Here is a 17,639-nt window from a genome sequence, read left to right on the forward strand (position 1 = left end):
TTTTATCGTCGGCTGTAACGCGCCACCAGCCGGTCGCCGGTCATTTGCAGGGCCTGAACCAGGATCAGCAACAGCACCACCGTGACCACCATGACGTCCGTCTGAAAACGCTGGTAGCCGTAGCGGATCGCCAGGTCGCCCAGTCCGCCGCCGCCGATCACACCGGCCATCGCCGTGTAATCGACCAGCACAATCGCGGTCACCGTGACCGCCGCCAACAACCCTCCCCGCGCCTCGGGCAACAAGGTGTGGCGGATGATCTGCCACGTATTCGCGCCCATGGCCTGGGTCGCTTCCACGACCCCGCGATCCACTTCGCGCAACGCGGTTTCCACCAGCCGCGCGAAGAACGGCGTACAGCCAACCACCAGCGGTGGAATGGTCCCCGGCACGCCAAGCGAGGTGCCGACCAGCAGCGTGGTCAGGGGAATCAGCACGATCAGCAAAATGATGAACGGCAGCGAGCGCAGCATGTTCACGATCACCGACAGCACGCGGTAAACGCCGACCGCCTCATGCAACTGGCGCTTGCCGGTGAGGAACAACACCACGCCCAGCGGCAGCCCCAGCAGCACGGTAAACCCCAGTGCAGCGCCGAGCATGCTCAGCGTGTCGAGACAGGCCTGGGCGATGTCGGCCCAATAGATATGTTTCAGCAACTCGGCCATGGATCACGACCAGTCGTGGCGTGGCGGTTTCACGCCGTTGAGCAGCCAGTTGCCGATAACGTGGTATTTCCAGCGCACCGGGTCGTGCAGCGTATGAACCCGGGCGTTGCGCCAGTGGCGGTCGAAGTTGTGCTTCCTCAGGGTTGAGCGGGTGCCGCCGAGTTCGAACAGTTTGTTACTGGCTTCGATCGCAATTTCAGTGGTCAGCACTTTGGCCTTGGCCACTGCGAGGGAGGCTTGGGCGACATTGTCTTCATCGGGTGCCGGACGCGCCGCATCCAGCGCTCGTCCTGCCCGTTCCAGCAAGGCTTCGGCGGCTTCCAGGCGAATCTCCAGGCCACCAATCTGGATGATGGTCAGCGGATCTTCACTGGCCTTTTCCACGCCGGCATCGATCCACGGCCGAGCGAATTGCTGGACGAAGACGATGGTGTCGCGCAGCGCCGCACGGGCGATGCCGGCGTCGATGGCCGCAGTGGTCAATTGCGCGAAGGGGCCGGCCAGCGTTGGCGTTTCATAGGAACGGTAAGTCGGGAACAGATTGAACGCCGAGACGTGCAAGTCCTCGGCGAGCACGGTGCCACTGGACGTGGTGCGCTGGCCGATGCTGTCCCAGTCGTCGACGATCACCAGCCCTTGGGTCCCGCGCTCAACGAATGCCAATTGGCCCTTTTGTTCCTCATCCAGCGCCAACACCGCGAGCCAGTGGGCGTAGAGCGAACCGGTGCAGTAACCCTTGCGCCCGTTGATCACATGGCCGTCGCCATAGCGGCGAATCGTCGCCTGGATGTCCTGCACATTTTTGCCGCCGGTTTCTGACAAGGCATTGGCAAAGCGATGGCCTTGCAGTGCCAGTTCGAAGAAGTGTGCCTGTTGTTCGGGCGTGCCTTGCAGGCGGATGTCTTCGAGCAGGCAATAGTGGTTTTGCGGGATCTGCCCCAACGACGGATCGGCGGCCGAGATGATCGCGATGACCTGCGCCAGCACGGCGTAAGACACCTGCGCCCCCCCAAGTTCTCGAGGCACGCTAATGCCCCATAACCCACTGTTGGAATACAGATCGACGATCTCGGCGGGCACCTGGCGCGTGCGGTCGCGTTCGGCGTCCTGCTCCAGCAATACAGCAGCGACACGCTCGGCAACGCGCAAGGCTTCGGCTTCGTCGGCAATTCGGGCGGCCGGTGGGTTGATCGGATAAACGGCAGATTCAGGCATGTGAGGTTCCGGGCAGCAGTGTTTAGCAGAGCCATTGCAGCTTCTGTGCCGAGGTCCAGCGCTAATGTTTTCGGGCAGTTGAAGGGAGTTTTTCAGGTTCTGGCATGACGCAGCAGAGCAATTTGTTGCTGCGCTGTTGTTGGCTGAACAGCGTTGCAGCTCGTCGGGCGTTCGGTAGCCAACAAAACGCTGACCTATATTTATCCGGCCGGAAATCGGCACAGGACACCTATTCACCCACAACAACAAACAGGGAGATTCATCATGAGCGTCAAACCCATTCCAGAGGGTTATCACAGCATCACCCCGTATCTGGGCATTCAAAAAGCGGCTGAAGCGATCGAGTTCTACAAGAAGGCCTTTGGCGCCATCGAAGTCATGCGCCTGGCCATGCCGGACGGCGGTATCGGGCATGCCGAACTGAGGATCGGCGACTGCCCGATCATGCTCGGCACGCCGTGTGATCAGGGGCCGTTGAGCAATCCTGACAAGTCACCGTCGGTGGGCCTGCATCTGTATGTGACGGATGTGGACAAGTCTTATAAACAAGCGATTGCGGCGGGCGGCACGATAGTGTCCGAGGTCAAGGATCAGTTTTACGGTGATCGTTCCGGAACGTTGAAGGATCCGTATGGGCACTTGTGGTTTCTGGCCACGCGCAAGGAGGATTTGACTCAAGCGCAGATTGAGCAGCGGGCCATGGAGATGTTTCAGCAGGGTTGACATCTTTGTCGCCTGATCGGGCCTCATCGCGAGCAGGCTCACTCCTACAGGGGATCTATGCCACACCAAAGATCCATTGTGGGAGCGAGCCTGCTCGCGAAGGGGCCATCCCCAACACCGCAAATCCCCTCCTGTAACAACTACCCGCCAATAAGAAACATTTACTTTCATCTCCCCCTTCGGGATTTCCGATCCTCATCCGTCTTATAGAGATGCAGTCGGCGTGCGCACGCACAGCCATCGCCGGCCTTTTCATGGACCTCAACGCTGGGAAGCCCGCAGCAGAGGCCCTCTCATCGATACAAGACCTTCAATCATGTCGAAGAAATCCCGCTCAAAACTCTGGTTTCTGGTCCATAGCTGGCTGGCGTTACCGATCTGGTTTTTCGTGCTGATTGTCTGCGTTACCGGCACGCTGGCGGTGATCAGTCAGGAAATCGTCTGGCTGGCCAACCCGCAAATGCGCGCCAGCCAGCCATCGGACGATGCGCCGCTGCTCAGCTATGACCAGATCATCGCGGCGATCAAACAGGCCGAACCCGATACGCTGGTCGAGTCCATCAGCCGCCCCGACGAATCCCACTTCGCCCTCGACGTTAGCGTCAGCTACCCCGACGGTCGCTCGGTGACGGTGTACGTCAACCCGTACAGCGGCGTCATTCAGGGCACCGCCCCGGCCTTCGATTTCAAGGCCTTTACCCGCGCGCTGCACGGCTGGTGGCTGGTGCCGTTCACCAACGGTTACAGCTGGGGCTGGTATTTGGTGTCCTTCCTGAGCCTGCCGTTGCTGGCCTCGTTGGTCACCGGACTGGTGGTCTACAAAAAATTCTGGAAAGGCTTCTTCCGACCGACCCTGCGCATTCGTCACGGCGCACGGATTTTCTGGGGCGACTTTCATCGCCTCAGTGGCATCTGGTCGATCTGGTTCATTGCGGTGATTTCCATCACCAGCACCTGGTTCCTGATACAGGCGTTCATGTTCGATAACCAGGTCTCGATTTCCACCGCGCCGGTGGCACAGGTGGTTCCGCGTGAAAGTGTGCCGGTGACCACCGATGGCTCACCAGCACCGACGATCAGCCTCGAAACCGCGATTGCCCAGGCCAAGGAACGCATTCCCGGCCTGGAAGACAGCTTCGTCAGCCTGCCCGCCAATGCCTACAGCTACCTCTCGGTAGGCGGGCGCAGTTGGTATCCGCTGATGTACCAGACCGCCGACATCAACCCGTACACCGGTGACGTTGCCGCCACGCGCCTGCTGTCGGACCGCTCCGGCCTGGAGCTGGTGACCGAGTCCATGCGTCCATTGCACACCGGTGATTTCGGCGGGATCTGGATCAAGCTGATCTGGTTCTTCTTCGGATTGATCCTGAGCATGATGGTCCTCAGCGGCTTGCTGATCTGGACCAAACGCACCGCCCTCGCCACGGCCAATGCCCTCAAACGCAGCCATAAACAGCCACGGGTGCAAGCCACCACGGAGGTCAGCCAATGAGCCCGCGCGCCAAACAAACACCGGGCTCGACACTGCGCCGCTTCTGGCTCAAATGGCGCTTCCACCTCAACGTGCTGCTGTTGTTGGTGCCGCTGGGGTTCATGCCCAAGTACTTCGCTGATGCGGCGCTGTTTCGCGGCGACACCGGGCTGGGTGAGCGAGAAATCGGAGAGGTTCAGGTCGGTCCGTGGAGCCTGCGTCTGGCCGAGCTGCGCAATGAGGCACCCACGCTCGACGGGCCGGCCGGCCACATGAAGAGCTTCACCGCCGCGCTGTGCGAGCGCTGTCGTGAACAGGTCAAGGCAACTTACCTGCGCATCGGTAAACCGCGCAGCCTGCGTGCCGCCGGGGTGATTTTCTTCGGCACGCCGCACCGCATGGGCGCCATGGTGCCGATCCCGGAAAAGACCAAGGCTGACGCTGAACTGTGGATCACCATGGAAGGCTGGGATGGCGCGATGCACCAAGCCTCCCTGCCCCTGAGTCAGGCATCGCCTGCCACCCTCGCGTGGCTGAACCAACAAGGAGGCAAACCATGATCAACGTTTTTCGCCCGCTCCACTCCTTATTGCTGCTGCTCTGCGCCGGCTTCAGCGCCAGCACGCTGGCGCACAACCCGATGTGCGAGTGCAAAGCCATCGATGCCGAACAGATCAAATGCACCGGCGGATTCTCCGACGGCAGCGGTGCGCCGGGCGTGACCCTGGACGTGATCGGTTACGACGAAACCATTCTGGTGCCGGGCAAGCTCGGCGCCGATTCCACACTGATTTTCAAGAAACCCGGCGCTGAGTTTTACGTGCTGTTCGACGCAGGCCCCGGCCACGTTGTCGAGATCGACCAAGCGGACATCGAAACTCCATGAGTACGCCAACCACTCAAATCGTCCGCCCGGCCGGTGCCGGCCATGAAACCCTTTATGTGCTGCTGTTGTGCCTGATGATTCTCGCGGTGGCCGGCTCAGTGGTCGCCTGGCGCCACGAGTCTCAAGCAGTGAGCAACGTGGGCAGCCATCAACTGGATGCCCGCCGCGACTTGAGCGCCTCCGAGCAAGGTATCTACGCCGACCTGCGGGTGACGCTGGACGAGATTCACCTGCTGCGCCAGGAACAGCAAACCCTGCCAACTCCTGCAACCCTCGCCGATGAAGGTTTTGCACCGTTCGCCCAGGACGCCAGCTCCGTCAGACGTGGCGCCCATAAATGGCAATTGCTCGACGCCAAGGCGTACTTCGGCCAGAGCCAGACGCCCGCTGTAGCCGGTTCTTTTTTGATGCGCCTTACCGCTGGCGACGAGGCACCGGACATCTGGCTCAACCGCGCCGCCGACCTCAAAGCCCCGACTGATCTGGCGGACGCTGCACTCGAAAGCGCCGGCTGGCAGCAGATCGTCGCGCAATTCGATGCCGGCGTGACCCGCCAGCACCCGCACTGAACCCTCGCCTTCACCCGAGAGAAGAACGCTTTCCCATGCCTATTTCATCTTTCTTGCGCCCGCTGTTGGTCGGTTTGTTGGCCTGCCTGCTGACCCCACTGGCCCATGCCGACGAAGCCAAGCGCTTGCGCATCGGCATCACCCTGCACCCTTATTACAGCTACGTGGCCAACATCGTCGGCGACAAGGCCGACGTCGTGCCACTGATTCCCGCCGGTTTCAATCCGCACGCCTACGAACCTCGTGCCGAGGACATTAAACGCATCAGCGGGCTGGATGTGATCGTGCTCAATGGCGTCGGCCATGACGACTTCGCCGACCGTATGATCGCCGCCAGCGAAACGCCGAACATCCTGGTGATCGAAGCCAACGAAAACGTGCCGTTGCTCGCCGCCACCGGGGTTGCCGCACGCGGTGCCGGCAAGGTGGTGAACCCGCATACGTTCCTGTCGATCAGCGCCTCGATTGCCCAGGTCAACAACATTGCCCGGGAGCTGAGCAAGCTCGACCCGGTCAATGCCAAAACCTACACCCAGAACGCCCGCGCCTACGGCAAGCGTCTGCGTCAGATGCGCGCCGACGCCCTGGCGAAGCTGACTCAGGCGCCAAACGCCGAACTGCGAGTGGCCACGGTTCACGCGGCTTACGATTACCTGCTGCGAGAGTTCGGCCTCGAAGTCACCGCCGTGGTCGAACCGGCCCACGGCATCGAACCGAGCCCGAGCCAGCTGAAAAAAACCATCGACCAACTGCGCGAGCTGGACGTGAAAGTGATTTTTTCAGAGATGGATTTCCCCTCCACCTATGTCGACACCATCCAGCGTGAATCCGGGGTGAAACTGTATCCGCTGTCACACATTTCCTACGGCGAATACACCGCCGACAAGTACGAAAAAGAAATGACCGGCAATCTCAACACCGTGGTCCGGGCGATACAGGAGTCGGGCCAATGACCGCCAAAGAAACACTCAGCGAATCCCCTGTGGGAGCGAGCCTGCTCGCGAAGGCGTCCAGTCAGTCAACATCATCGTTAAATGACACACCGCATTCGCGAGCAGGCTCGCTCCCACAAGTATCGGGGCCGACGCTGGATTTCGCCGACGTCAGCCTGACCCTCGGCCGCACAACGATCCTCGACAACGTCACTTTTCAGGTCCAGCCCGGCAGCGTGCATGCGCTGGTCGGCCCCAACGGTGGCGGCAAAAGTTCGCTGATCAAAACCTTGCTGGGGCAAATGCCGCATCAGGGTCGCCTGAGCCTGCAGTGGCCGGGCGATCCCGGAACCATCGGCTACGTGCCGCAAGCGCTGGAGTTTGATCGCGGTTTGCCAATGACCGTCGACGATTTCATGGCCGCCATGTGTCAGCGCCGTCCGGCATTTCTCGGTTTGAGCAAGCACTACGCCGCCGCGATAGGCGAAGCGCTGGAACGGGTCGGCATGCAGGACAAACGCAAACGGCGTATAGGTGCGCTGTCCGGCGGCGAGCGTCAACGGGTGTTGCTGGCTCAAGGGCTGATCCCGGCACCGCAACTGCTGGTACTCGACGAACCAATGTCGGCGCTGGATGAAGCCGGTATTCAAGTGTTTGAACGGCTGCTCGGCGACTGGCGCCGCAGCGGCATCACGGTGCTGTGGATCGAGCACGATCTGGAAGCCGTGGGACGTCTGGCGGATCGGGTCACCGGGCTCAATCGCCGGGTGTTGTTCGATGCCACGCCGAAACAGGCACTGACCCCGGAACGCTTGCTGACCCTGTTCTCCACTCATCCACGGAGCGCTGCCTGATGAGTTATGAAGCCTTTCGTTTGATGATTCAGGGTTGGGCGACTTCGGGTTACCTGCCCGAGGCGCTGGCCTATGGTTTTGTGGTCAACGCGTTGCTCGCCGGCTTGTTGATCGGCCCGGTACTGGGCGGGTTGGGCACGTTGGTGGTGGTCAAGCGCTTCGCGTTTTTCTCCGAAGCGGTGGGTCACGCGGCACTGACCGGCGTGGCCATCGGCATTCTGCTCGGCGAACCCTACACCGGGCCTTACGGCAGCCTGTTCGGTTACTGCCTGCTGTTCGGCATTTTGCTCAACTACCTGCGCAACCGCACCGGCCTGGCGCCGGATACATTGATCGGTGTGTTCCTGTCGGTGTCGCTGGCATTGGGCGCGAGCCTGCTGCTGATTCTGGCGGGCAAGATCAACGTGCATATTCTGGAAAACGTGTTGTTCGGTTCGGTGTTGACCGTCAACGGCAATGACTTGGCGGTATTGGCCATTGTCGGTTCGCTGGTCATGGCGCTGGCCTTGCCGCTGTACAACCGCATTGTGCTGGCCAGTTTCAACCCGCAACTGGCGGCGGTGCGTGGGGTGGCGGTGAAGACCCTGGATTATCTGTTTGTGATTCTGGTGACGCTGATCACCGTGGCGGCGGTGAAAGTCATCGGTGCGATTCTGGTCGGCGCGCTTTTGGTGATACCAGCGGCAGCCGCGCGGTTGCTCAGTCAGTCACTGAAAGGCTTTTTCTGGTGCTCGGTGCTGATCGCCACGGTCAGCACGCTTTGCGGGATTCTGGCGCCGATTGTCTTTGATCTGCCGATTCCGTCCGGTGCCGCGATCATTCTGGTGGCCGGTATCGCCTTCGCCCTGTCCGCAATCGCGCGCGGTGTCGTCCCCAGCCTGAAAGGGAATCTCGGATAAATGTCTTTTTCTCTGCGTCAACTGACCCTGGCCGTTGCCCTGTGTGGGCTGGTCAACACTTCCTTTGCGGCAGACAACGCCAAACCGCTGCGAGTGCTGGCGTCCTTGCCGATCACTTACGGGCTGGGCGAAGTCTTGCTCAAAGGCACCGACGTCAACCTCGAACGTGCCGCACCGGCGAACCTGCCCGGCAGCCGTCAAACCGCCTACTTCACCGGCCGTGGTGCCCCGGCGCTGGCCAAACTGGCGACCGACGCCGATGCCGTGATCGGCCTGCGTTCGCTGTGGCCGGATGATCCGCTGTACCCGATCTCCCGTCGCAGTAACATTCGCATTATAGAGGTCGACGCCGCCCGCCCGGTGGACGGAGCCCTGCCTGGCATCGCCGTGCAGCCGGATAACAAGGTCGACGGGTTGAACAGTCAGCCGTGGTTCTCCAGCAACAACATGGGGCGGATGGCCGATGTGATGGCCGCTGATCTGGTGCGCTTGGCGCCGGAGGCCAAACCCAAAATCGAGGCCAACCTCGCTGCATTGAAGCAACGACTACTCAAGTTCAGCGCTGACAGCGAAGCGCGACTGGCCAGTGCTGACAACCTCAGTGTGATGAGCCTCAGCGATCACTTTGGCTATTTGATTGGCGGGCTCAATCTGGAGCTGATCGGGATCGACGCGCGCCCGGATGCCGAATGGACGCCCGACGCGCTCAAGCAATTGGGCGCGATGTTGAAGGAGAACGATGTAGCGGTGGTGTTGCATCATCGGCAGCCTTCGGACGCCGTGAAAGCGGTGATTGCCGAGGCAGGTAGCCGGTTGGTGGTGTTGAGTGTGGATGCGGCGGATCCGGTGGAGGAGCTGGAAGGGAATGTGGATTTGGTGATCAAGGGGTTGAGCGGAGCGTAAATCCATTGGACCGCGTTATCGTTCTTCGCTGGCAAGCCAGCTCCTACAGGGGATTTGTGCCACATCCTGAATCCGATGTGGGAGCTGGCTTGCCAGCGAAGGCGACCTGATAGGCAACACAAAGTCTGGACACGAAAAAGCCCGCTGGCCTTCTCGGTCCAGCGGGCTTCTTTTTGCGCGGTCAATCAGTGAGCCAATGTCGCCTGCTCTTCCATCTTGCGACGCAAACTCAGTGGACGCATGTCCGTCCAGGTCTCTTCGATGTATGCCAGGCATTCCTTTTTCAAACCGCTCTTGCCCACCGTGTGCCAGCCGGCCGGTACGGCTTTGTAATCAGGCCAGATCGAGTATTGCTCTTCGTGGTTGACCACGACCTGAAAGAGGATGTCCTCGCGGTCGAATACTGAAGTCATGTATTTCTCCATCGCTGTAGGGTGGGCTGCGCGGCGTGCGCAGCCGTTATGTAGAAAGAACGTTCAGGGGACTAAAAAATTTAGAGAATGGCGGTGGCGGCCGCCATGGCCCGGCCGAAAATCTCGGCCACTTGATCGATTTCCGTAGCAGTGATCACCAGCGGCGGCAGGAACCGCACCACGCCGCCGTGACGCCCGCCCAGCTCAAGAATCAACCCGCGCATGAGGCATTCGCGCTGCACCAGCGGCGCCAGACGCGCAAATATCGGTGGATGGCCCTGAGCGTCCGGCGCGCCGGTCGGGTCGACCAGTTCAACGCCAAGCATCAAGCCGCGCCCCCGGATGTCGCCCAATTGCGGGAAGTCCCGCTGCAGGATGCGCAGGTGTTCGCTCAAGCGTTCGCCCATGGCAGTTGCGTGTTCACACACCTTGTGTTCGACCAGATAACGCATCACCGCGGAACCTGCGGCCATGGCCATCTGATTGCCACGGAAGGTCCCGGCATGCGCGCCCGGCAGCCAAGTGTCGAGCCAGTCGCGGTAAACCACCACCGCCAGCGGCAAGCTGCCACCGATGGCTTTGGACATCACCACCACGTCCGGGATGATGCCGGCGTGCTCGAAGGCGAACATCTTGCCGGTGCGGGCAAACCCGCTCTGGATTTCATCGACGATCAGCGCCACGCCAGCCTTTTCGGTGATACGACGCACGCCACGCAGCCAGTCCAGATCAGCCGGGATCACCCCGCCTTCGCCCTGCACCACTTCAACAATCACAGCGGCAGGCAATTGCACGCCGGCCTCAGGGTCATTCAGCAGGTTTTCCAGATAACTGAGGTTGACCTTCACGCCTTGCGCACCACCAAGGCCGAACGGGCAGCGGTAATCGTAGGGGTACGGCATGAACTGCACGCCGCCGCTGAGCAAGGCGCCCAGCGGCTTTTTCGGCCCCAGGCTGCCCATCAGGCTCAATGCGCCCTGGCTCATGCCGTGATAACCGCCCTGGAACGACAACACGGTGCTGCGTCCGGTGGCGGTGCGCACCAGTTTCAGCGCGGCTTCCACCGCGTCGGTGCCGGTGGGGCCACAGAACTGGATCTTCGCCTCGGCAGCCAAGGCTGCCGGCAGCAAGCCAAACAGGTCCTGCACAAATTGGTCTTTGACCGGCGTGGTCAGGTCGAGGGTGTGCAGCGGCAGTTCATCGCTCAACACTTGCTGGATCGCTTCGATCACCACCGGGTGGTTATGCCCTAGCGCCAGCGTGCCGGCACCGGCCAGGCAATCGATGAAATGGCGACCTTCGACGTCTTCCACATAAATGCCCTTGGCGCGTTTCAGTGCCAGGGGAATGCGCCGCGGGTAGCTGCGGGCATTGGATTCCTGCTGGTTTTGACGGGCCAGCAGCGGCGATTCGTTGAATTGATAAAGCGACTCGGCAGGCGCCGGGACAATCCGGGCCGGCTGATCTTCGATAAGGCTGGTAGCGACTGACATCTCTCGACCCCTCAATAAGGTTTCCTGTTCTGGAAACGCATCAGGGGCTCAAGGATTTACACTTTCGACAACGCTTTGTGCATGGGAAAGGCATGAAGCCCCGCCACTGCATAGCTCCTACAGGTGCGGGTCAGAGGGTTTGCAATGGCATGGTCAGCTCAACCCGCAACCCGTCTGGCTGACTGTCAAAACGCAACGTGCAGCCGCAACGCTGGACAATCGCCTGAACAATCGCCAGTCCCAACCCGCAACCGGTGCTCTGGCCATTGCGCCAGAAGCGTTGGGTCAGGTTTTGCAAATCTTCTTCGGCAATCCCCGGCCCATGGTCGCGCACCAGAAAACGCGCACGATTGCCGGTGGTTTCCAGGCTCAATTCCACGGCCCCATCGCCCGGCGTGTGGCGCAGGGCGTTGTCGAGCAGGTTGCGTAATGCTGCAATCGACAACACGGCGGGCATTTGCACCGGCGCATTGGAGAATTTGCTCGGCATTTGCAGTTTGATTCGCTGTCGATCCCCGCTGGCGGCGTCCTGAATTGCCAGTTTCGCCACTTGCTCAGCGCTGCACTGTACGCCGTCATCGAACGACAGGCTGCCCTCGACCCGCGCCAGCAACAGCAGTTGTTCAAGGGTCCGGTGCATACGGTCGGCGCCCTCTTCGGCCCGGGCCAGGGACTGATCCCGTGCCGTGCCATCGGTCATTCGCGCCACTTGCAGGTGGGTCTTGATCGCGGTCAGCGGGCTGCGCAGTTCGTGCGCCGCATCACCGGTCAGACGCCGCTCACGCTCGATGGTCTTGCCGATCCGCTGGAGCAGCTGGTTCTGGGTGTCCAGCAACGGTTGCAGCTCGCTGGGCAGCGGCTGGATCTGCAACGGTTCGAGGGAATCGGCGCTGCGCCGCATCAGCGCATCGCGCATTCGGTTGAGTGGTGCCAAGCCTTGGCCGATGCCCAGCCACAGCAGGCACAGGCAACCGAGCAACGCCACGCCGACCGGCACCGACGCCGCCAGCAGGATCGACATGTTCAGCGCCTCGCGCTCGATTTGCCGGTCGGCGGTGGTGATGCGTAGATCGCCCCGCGCCAGCGTAAAGCTGCGCCATGGCGCGCCGTCGATCATCTGATCGTGGAAGCCCATTTTCTCGGCTTCCAGTTTTTGCTCGGGGTCACTGTGACTGCGGGCGAGAATTTCCCCACGCAACGAACTGACCTGACAGGCCATGCCGCCGGGAATGTTCAATTGCTCCGCGCTGAAATGCGTGCCCTCGCCTTTGCTCGGCAGTGCCGGCAATTGCTCCAGCAATCCGGCGACCATCCGCGCTGACGCCACCAGCCGCTGGTCGAGGGAAAACATCATTTGATTACGCAGGTCGCTGAGCATCCAGGCCGCCGCCAGAGCCCAGATCAAGGCAAAAGCGGCGCCCAGGGTCAGGCTCAGGCGCAAACGCAGGCTCATCACTTTGAGTGTTCTCCGCCATCAGCAGGGCCCAGGCGATAGCCCAGGCCGCGCACGGTTTCGACGATGCCGTTACCGAGTTTACGCCGCAGGTGATGGATGTGAACGTTGAGGGCGTTGCTTTCCAGTTCGTCGTTGAAACCGTAGACGCTGTCCTTGAGTTGTTCGGTGGAGAGCACGCGACCGCGGTTATGCAGCAACGCCTGCAACAACGCCTGCTCACGCCGCGACAGGTCCACCGGTTGTCCACCGAGCAGGGTTTCGCGGCTGCTTGGGTCGTACGTCAGGGCACCATGTTCGATCAGGTTGACGCTGCGCCCGGCTACCCGGCGCAGCAACGTGTGCAGGCGTGCGGCAAGCTCACGCAGATCGAACGGTTTGAGCAGGTAATCATCCGCGCCGGCTTGCAAGCCATCGACGCGATCCGTCACGGAATCGCGCGCGGTGAGAATCAACACCGGAATCTCCAGACCGTTGTGACGCAGCTGCTGCAACAGCTTCAGGCCGTCCTCGTCGGGAAGACCGAGGTCGAGCACCATGACGTCAAATTCAGCGACCTTAAGCATCGCTCGTGCCGACGACGCGGTCGCGACGTGCTCCACCGTCAGGCCCTGTGCGGTAAGCCCGGCAACAATGCCGCTGGCAATCAGCTCATCGTCTTCACAAACCAGTACGTGCATGGGCGCTCCATGAGCAAAAACGCGAGTCAAACAGGTGAGGATTAAGGCGCAATTATGGCAAGCGTAACGACTGACGAACAGTATTGATTTCTAATATCGACTTCCTTGAAAGTATTTTTAATATCGTTTAGTTGCAAAGCGAAACAAACAACTTGAAAAAAATACACTAACAAATACTCGTTAAACGATAAGCTTCATCCCGCAGCAAACCCTCAACAACCAAAATTTTAAACATCGAAGACTTTCCATTTAGAAAATCAAAAAGTCTTCCACCCATTGAAAGGAATCAGCATATGCCAACTTTAAAAAACTTCGTCACAGTCGACTGGCGCTCCGGAGCAGACGCAATCCACTTCTTTTTTAAAGACACCAATCAATACTCTCGATTTAACACCGGTGATAATGAGATCCCGAAAGGATATCCTCGCGAAATAACGATAGACCGATGGGATAGCTTTCACAGTTACGCAAAAAAACTGCGCTTTGGCTTCACCACGACCGACATGCCCGGTGAAATCACAGGATTCGACTCGGACGTTTCGTGGTTGTTCTTTTATGAAGACGATATGCCTGCCGTCTGCAAATATGATCAGGATACCGACAAAGTCAGTTATACAAAATTTGTAAAAGATACCGTATGGGCGCCATTACTTCCTTACTTCGATCGTATCGTCGCAGGGACATGGCTGGACTTGACCGGCAAGTCGTTCGTATTTAAATTCATCATGAGCGACGGAAACCACTTTATCTTTGATTACAAAAAGAGCCTTCTAAACTACCCAGCGATCTCCCCCACCTCCTGGAATGGCCTGAATCGTTTCAACAATCGAGTTATTACAGGTGTACAAAAAGACCGAACCTTTGCCGACAACTACTTTTATATCTTTTTGACTGACAACCAATACCTCATCTATAACCTGCAACTTAACAGCGTGCAGTCCGGTCCGCACGCGGTCAATGATGTGAATTGGCCGGGATTGCTAAGCGGCTGAGAATCCGCCGGCGTGCGGTTAATCATCGGTTAATCGCCGCCTCCCATTGTGCACCTCACCTGCACAGGGATAAGGCTCACCCATGCGTCGTCTGTTTCTATTTTTTGTCCTCTTGATCTCGGGTCTGGCCCAGGCAGGGACCAATCCGTTCGATACCAAACCTGAATTTTTGCCGGTGGAAAAGGCGTTCGTGTTTACCTCTGAACGCCTTGAATCCGGTGAAACACAGCTCTATTGGCAGATTACCGACGGTTATTACCTTTATCAGAAGCGCCTGAAATTCGATGGATTGCCTGCTGAACAGCATCCCGCCTTGCCAGAAGGCGAAGCACACAGCGACGAGTTTTTCGGCGAACAACAGGTTTACCGCCAGGGCCTGGAACTGAAGATCCCGGCGGGTGCGACCGGTCAGATAAAGGTGGGTTTCCAGGGCTGCGCCGATGCCGGCTTGTGCTACCCGCCGCAAACGCAGGTGGTGGATTTGGGCGGCGACGTCACGGTCGCCGCCAACGAAGCACCGGATCAAACCCTGGCCAGCGACCTGCAACAACGGGCGCTGGGCTGGAGTTTGCTGGTGTTTTTCGGTTTGGGTCTGCTGCTGGCGTTCACGCCTTGTTCGTTGCCAATGCTGCCAATTCTGGCCGGCTTGGTTGTTGGCAGCGGCGCCACGCCTAAACGTGGGTTTGCCCTGGCGGGCAGCTACGTGGTGAGCATGGCGCTGGTGTATGCGGCGATGGGCGTGTTGGCCGCGTTGCTGGGTGCGAACCTGCAAGCGTTGCTGCAAAACCCGTGGCTTCTGGGTAGCTTCGCGGCGGTGTTTGTGCTGTTGGCGTTGCCGATGTTCGGTTTTTTCGAACTGCAATTGCCGGTGGCCGTGCGCGACCGTCTGGAAAACGTGTCGCGCAATCAGCGTGGAGGCAGTCTGGTTGGCGCTGGTGCGCTGGGCGCCTTGTCCGGTTTACTGGTGGGTCCATGCATGACCGCGCCGTTGGCCGGTGCCCTGCTCTACATCGCGCAAAGCGGTAATGCGCTGCATGGCGGGTTGATTCTGTTCGCCATGGGCATCGGCATCGGTGTGCCGTTGTTGCTGCTGGTAACCATCGGCAACCGCTTCTTGCCCAAACCCGGTGCGTGGATGAATCTGCTCAAAGGCATCTTCGGTTTCCTGTTCCTCGCCACGGCGTTACTGATGTTGCGCCCGGTGTTGAATGAATCGCTGTGGATCGGTTTGTGCGGCGCATTGCTGTTGATGGCGGCTTACAGCGCCTGGCTGCAGTCCAGCGGTTTTGGTCGTACGGCGCACGTGTTCGGCGCCAGCTCATGGCTGTTGGGTTTGTGGGGCAGTCTGTTGGTAATCGGTGCAGCGGGCGGTAGCGACGATTTGTTTCAACCACTGCAGGTCTATCGCGGTACAAACACGGCCAGTGCCGCCGCACCTGTCGGCCACGAAGCCTTCACCACGATCAAAGACCCGCAAGCGCTACAACGGGAACTGGACGCGGCCAAGGCTCAGGGCCAGTGGGTGCTGCTGGATTACTACGCCGACTGGTGCGTCTCGTGCAAAGTCATGGAAAAACAGGTCTTCGGCAAAGCCAACGTGATGCAAGCGTTGAGCGATGTGCGCTTGCTCCGGCTGGATGTCACCGCCGACAATGCCGCCAGCCGCGACCTGCTCGGCCGTTATAAAGTGCCGGGGCCACCGAGTTTTCTGTGGATCGGCGCCGACGGCGAAGAGCGTCGCAGCCAGCGCATCACCGGCGAGGTCGATGCCGACACCTTCCTGCAACGCTGGACCACTACCCGAGACGCCCGTTAATGCTGACTTTCACCCTCGGCACCTTTGCCATCGCGCTTAACCATCTGCTGCTGATCAGCGCCCTGGCGCTGGCGACGTTTGTCGGCTGGCGGGTGGCCAAGCGGGGTGGCGAGAACCCCGAGTCGGTGCTGTTCAGCCTGTTCCTGATGGGCATGCTGGCAGCCCGGGTCAGTTTCGTCGCCGTTTACTGGGCGCACTATCGCAACGATCCGTGGCAAATCATCGACCTGCGCGACGGTGGCTTTCTCGCCTGGCCGGGGGTGATCGTGTTGCTGCTCGCGGCGTTGTATCGCGGCTGGCGTCGTCCGGGTTTGCGCCGGCCACTAGGATTCGGCGTGGGCAGCGGTCTGGCGTTCTGGCTACTGGCGACCGTCTCCCTGGGCATTTACGAACAAGGCACGCGCCTGCCGGAAATCACCTTGCGCAATGCCGCCGGTGAAACCGTGCAACTGGCCGATTACCAGGGCGGTCCGCTGGTGATCAATCTCTGGGCCACCTGGTGCCCGCCGTGCCGTCGAGAAATGCCGGTACTGGAAAATGCCCAGCAACACCGGCCAGACCTGACGTTCCTGTTCGTCAATCAGGCCGAAAGCATGCAAAGCGTTGCCACCTTTCTCGAAACCCAGGGCCTGAGCCTGACCAACGTGCTGTTCGATGGCGGCGGTCGTTTGAGTCAGGCCGTGGGTTCGATGGCGTTGCCGACTACGCTGTTCTATAGCAATGACGGTCGCCTGCTGGGCAGCCATTTGGGCGAACTCTCGCAAGCCAGCCTGGCCCGCGCCCTGGAAAACTTCGACACCCCTACTTCTGCCACACCGTCCCCCTCTTCAAGGAAACTGCCATGCCCCGCCTCCGCCACCTGCTGACGCTGCCCCTGTGCGCAGCCCTGCTGCACCTGCCGTCGGTACAGGCCGCTGAAGAACTGCCTGAAGCGATCAAGAAGATCGAAGCCAAGGGCGCGAAAATCGTCGGCCAGTTCGATGCACCCGACGGCTTGCGCGGCTATGCAGCGCAATACCAGAACCGTGGCATGGCGCTGTACCTGACCCCGGATGGCAAGCATGTATTGCTCGGCAACCTCTACGATGCCGACGGCAAAGACCTGACCACCGCACCGTTGCAGAAACTGGTTTACGCGCCAATGTCCAAGGAAGTCTGGGGCAAGATGGAAGCCAGCAACTGGATCGGTGATGGCAAAAAAGATGCCCCGCGTGTGGTGTATCTGTTCAGCGATCCGAACTGCCCTTATTGCAACGTGTTCTGGGAACAAGCGCGCCCGTGGGTGAAGGCCGGCAAGGTGCAATTGCGGCACATCATGGTCGGGATCATTCGCGAAGACAGTCCAGGCAAATCGGCTGCGTTGCTGGCGGCCAAAGACCCGGGCAAAGCGCTGGAAGAACACGAAAAGGCTGGCAAGGAGAGTTCGCTCAAGGCCCTCAAGGAGGTGCCGCCGGCGATTCAGATGAAACTGGCGGCGAACATGCAGTTGATGGAAGACCTGGAGTTGCAGGCAACCCCGGCGATTTTCTACATGGATGACAAGGGCGAGCTGCAACAGCAGCAAGGCGCGCCTTCGCCGGACAAGTTGGCGAAGATTCTCGGGCCGAAGTAGGCCTTACCGGCCCCTTCGTCGGAACGCCGCCCGGAGGGGCCAGTACAGACGCTAGAT

At 60.1% G+C, this 17,639-nt stretch carries 19 protein-coding genes; 13 read left to right on the forward strand and 6 right to left on the reverse strand.

Features of this window, described 5'->3' with window-relative positions:
- Positions 1-2: 2 nt before the first annotated feature.
- Together AC1DWM_RS09750 and AC1DWM_RS09755 are read right to left on the reverse strand one after the other, a co-directional pair.
- Positions 3-668, reverse strand: a complete 666-nt coding sequence (locus tag AC1DWM_RS09750; protein WP_123432572.1) for a methionine ABC transporter permease — start codon at positions 666-668, stop codon at positions 3-5.
- Between the two features lie 3 nt (positions 669-671).
- A complete protein-coding gene (locus AC1DWM_RS09755) occupies positions 672-1,883 on the reverse strand; it encodes an SfnB family sulfur acquisition oxidoreductase (protein ID WP_477795100.1) in 1,212 nt (403 codons plus the stop codon).
- Positions 1,884-2,147: 264 nt separating this feature from the next.
- On the opposite strand from AC1DWM_RS09755, the gene AC1DWM_RS09760 reads away from it, so the two are divergent.
- The 9 genes from AC1DWM_RS09760 to AC1DWM_RS09800 all read left to right on the forward strand — a co-directional run bounded on the left by AC1DWM_RS09760 (position 2,148) and on the right by AC1DWM_RS09800 (position 9,123).
- The gene (locus tag AC1DWM_RS09760) at positions 2,148-2,606 is read left to right on the forward strand and encodes a VOC family protein (RefSeq protein WP_223519316.1); all 459 of its coding nucleotides are present in this window, start codon (positions 2,148-2,150) and stop codon (positions 2,604-2,606) included.
- 316 nt (positions 2,607-2,922) lie between these two features.
- Positions 2,923-4,101: a PepSY-associated TM helix domain-containing protein gene (locus AC1DWM_RS09765; protein WP_223519315.1), complete on the forward strand. Its 1,179-nt coding sequence runs from the start codon at positions 2,923-2,925 to the stop codon at positions 4,099-4,101.
- Positions 4,098-4,640: a thiamine pyrophosphate-binding protein gene (locus AC1DWM_RS09770; protein ID WP_477795101.1), complete on the forward strand. Its 543-nt coding sequence runs from the start codon at positions 4,098-4,100 to the stop codon at positions 4,638-4,640. Before AC1DWM_RS09765 ends, AC1DWM_RS09770 begins: the two co-directional genes overlap by 4 nt.
- The gene (locus AC1DWM_RS09775; protein WP_223519311.1) at positions 4,637-4,966 is read left to right on the forward strand and encodes a hypothetical protein; all 330 of its coding nucleotides are present in this window, start codon (positions 4,637-4,639) and stop codon (positions 4,964-4,966) included. Before AC1DWM_RS09770 ends, AC1DWM_RS09775 begins: the two co-directional genes overlap by 4 nt.
- Complete coding sequence (locus tag AC1DWM_RS09780) at positions 4,963-5,535, forward strand: DUF6162 family protein (RefSeq protein ID WP_477795102.1); 573 nt, start codon at positions 4,963-4,965, stop codon at positions 5,533-5,535. Before AC1DWM_RS09775 ends, AC1DWM_RS09780 begins: the two co-directional genes overlap by 4 nt.
- Before the next feature lie 35 nt (positions 5,536-5,570).
- Entirely contained in the window at positions 5,571-6,488 is a 918-nt protein-coding gene (locus AC1DWM_RS09785; protein WP_477795103.1) for a metal ABC transporter substrate-binding protein, read from the forward strand.
- Positions 6,485-7,321: a metal ABC transporter ATP-binding protein gene (locus AC1DWM_RS09790; RefSeq protein ID WP_477795104.1), complete on the forward strand. Its 837-nt coding sequence runs from the start codon at positions 6,485-6,487 to the stop codon at positions 7,319-7,321. The genes AC1DWM_RS09785 and AC1DWM_RS09790 overlap by 4 nt, the downstream gene beginning before the upstream one ends.
- The gene (locus tag AC1DWM_RS09795) at positions 7,321-8,220 is read left to right on the forward strand and encodes a metal ABC transporter permease (protein WP_477795105.1); all 900 of its coding nucleotides are present in this window, start codon (positions 7,321-7,323) and stop codon (positions 8,218-8,220) included. The genes AC1DWM_RS09790 and AC1DWM_RS09795 overlap by 1 nt, the downstream gene beginning before the upstream one ends.
- Positions 8,221-9,123: a metal ABC transporter substrate-binding protein gene (locus AC1DWM_RS09800; RefSeq protein WP_223519302.1), complete on the forward strand. Its 903-nt coding sequence runs from the start codon at positions 8,221-8,223 to the stop codon at positions 9,121-9,123.
- A 185-nt stretch (positions 9,124-9,308) separates the two neighbouring features.
- Here the strand turns inward: AC1DWM_RS09800 and AC1DWM_RS09805 are convergent, their stop codons facing one another.
- From AC1DWM_RS09805 to AC1DWM_RS09820, 4 genes are all read right to left on the reverse strand, one after another.
- Positions 9,309-9,536 carry an MbtH family protein gene (locus tag AC1DWM_RS09805; RefSeq protein ID WP_477795106.1) on the reverse strand — a complete coding sequence of 76 codons (228 nt, stop codon included), beginning with the start codon at positions 9,534-9,536 and terminating at the stop codon, positions 9,309-9,311.
- Between the two features lie 80 nt (positions 9,537-9,616).
- Positions 9,617-11,029 carry an aspartate aminotransferase family protein gene (locus AC1DWM_RS09810; RefSeq protein ID WP_223519298.1) on the reverse strand — a complete coding sequence of 471 codons (1,413 nt, stop codon included), beginning with the start codon at positions 11,027-11,029 and terminating at the stop codon, positions 9,617-9,619.
- Positions 11,030-11,159: 130 nt separating this feature from the next.
- Complete coding sequence (locus AC1DWM_RS09815; RefSeq protein ID WP_477795107.1) at positions 11,160-12,485, reverse strand: ATP-binding protein; 1,326 nt, start codon at positions 12,483-12,485, stop codon at positions 11,160-11,162.
- A complete protein-coding gene (locus AC1DWM_RS09820; protein WP_223519294.1) occupies positions 12,482-13,162 on the reverse strand; it encodes a response regulator in 681 nt (226 codons plus the stop codon). The genes AC1DWM_RS09815 and AC1DWM_RS09820 overlap by 4 nt, the downstream gene beginning before the upstream one ends.
- A gap of 293 nt (positions 13,163-13,455) precedes the next feature.
- On the opposite strand from AC1DWM_RS09820, the gene AC1DWM_RS09825 reads away from it, so the two are divergent.
- From AC1DWM_RS09825 to dsbG, 4 genes are all read left to right on the forward strand, one after another.
- On the forward strand, positions 13,456-14,154 hold the full coding sequence (locus tag AC1DWM_RS09825) for a hypothetical protein (RefSeq protein ID WP_477795108.1): 699 nt from the start codon (positions 13,456-13,458) through the stop codon (positions 14,152-14,154).
- An 82-nt stretch (positions 14,155-14,236) separates the two neighbouring features.
- Positions 14,237-15,970, forward strand: coding sequence for a protein-disulfide reductase DsbD (gene dsbD / locus AC1DWM_RS09830; RefSeq protein WP_477795109.1), 1,734 nt, complete (start codon positions 14,237-14,239; stop codon positions 15,968-15,970).
- Complete coding sequence (locus tag AC1DWM_RS09835; protein ID WP_223519288.1) at positions 15,970-16,836, forward strand: TlpA disulfide reductase family protein; 867 nt, start codon at positions 15,970-15,972, stop codon at positions 16,834-16,836. The genes dsbD and AC1DWM_RS09835 overlap by 1 nt, the downstream gene beginning before the upstream one ends.
- A complete protein-coding gene (dsbG, locus tag AC1DWM_RS09840; protein ID WP_223519286.1) occupies positions 16,812-17,582 on the forward strand; it encodes a thiol:disulfide interchange protein DsbG in 771 nt (256 codons plus the stop codon). Before AC1DWM_RS09835 ends, dsbG begins: the two co-directional genes overlap by 25 nt.
- Positions 17,583-17,639 lie beyond the last annotated feature (57 nt).

The organism is Pseudomonas sp. P4_C8, from assembly GCF_056401975.1.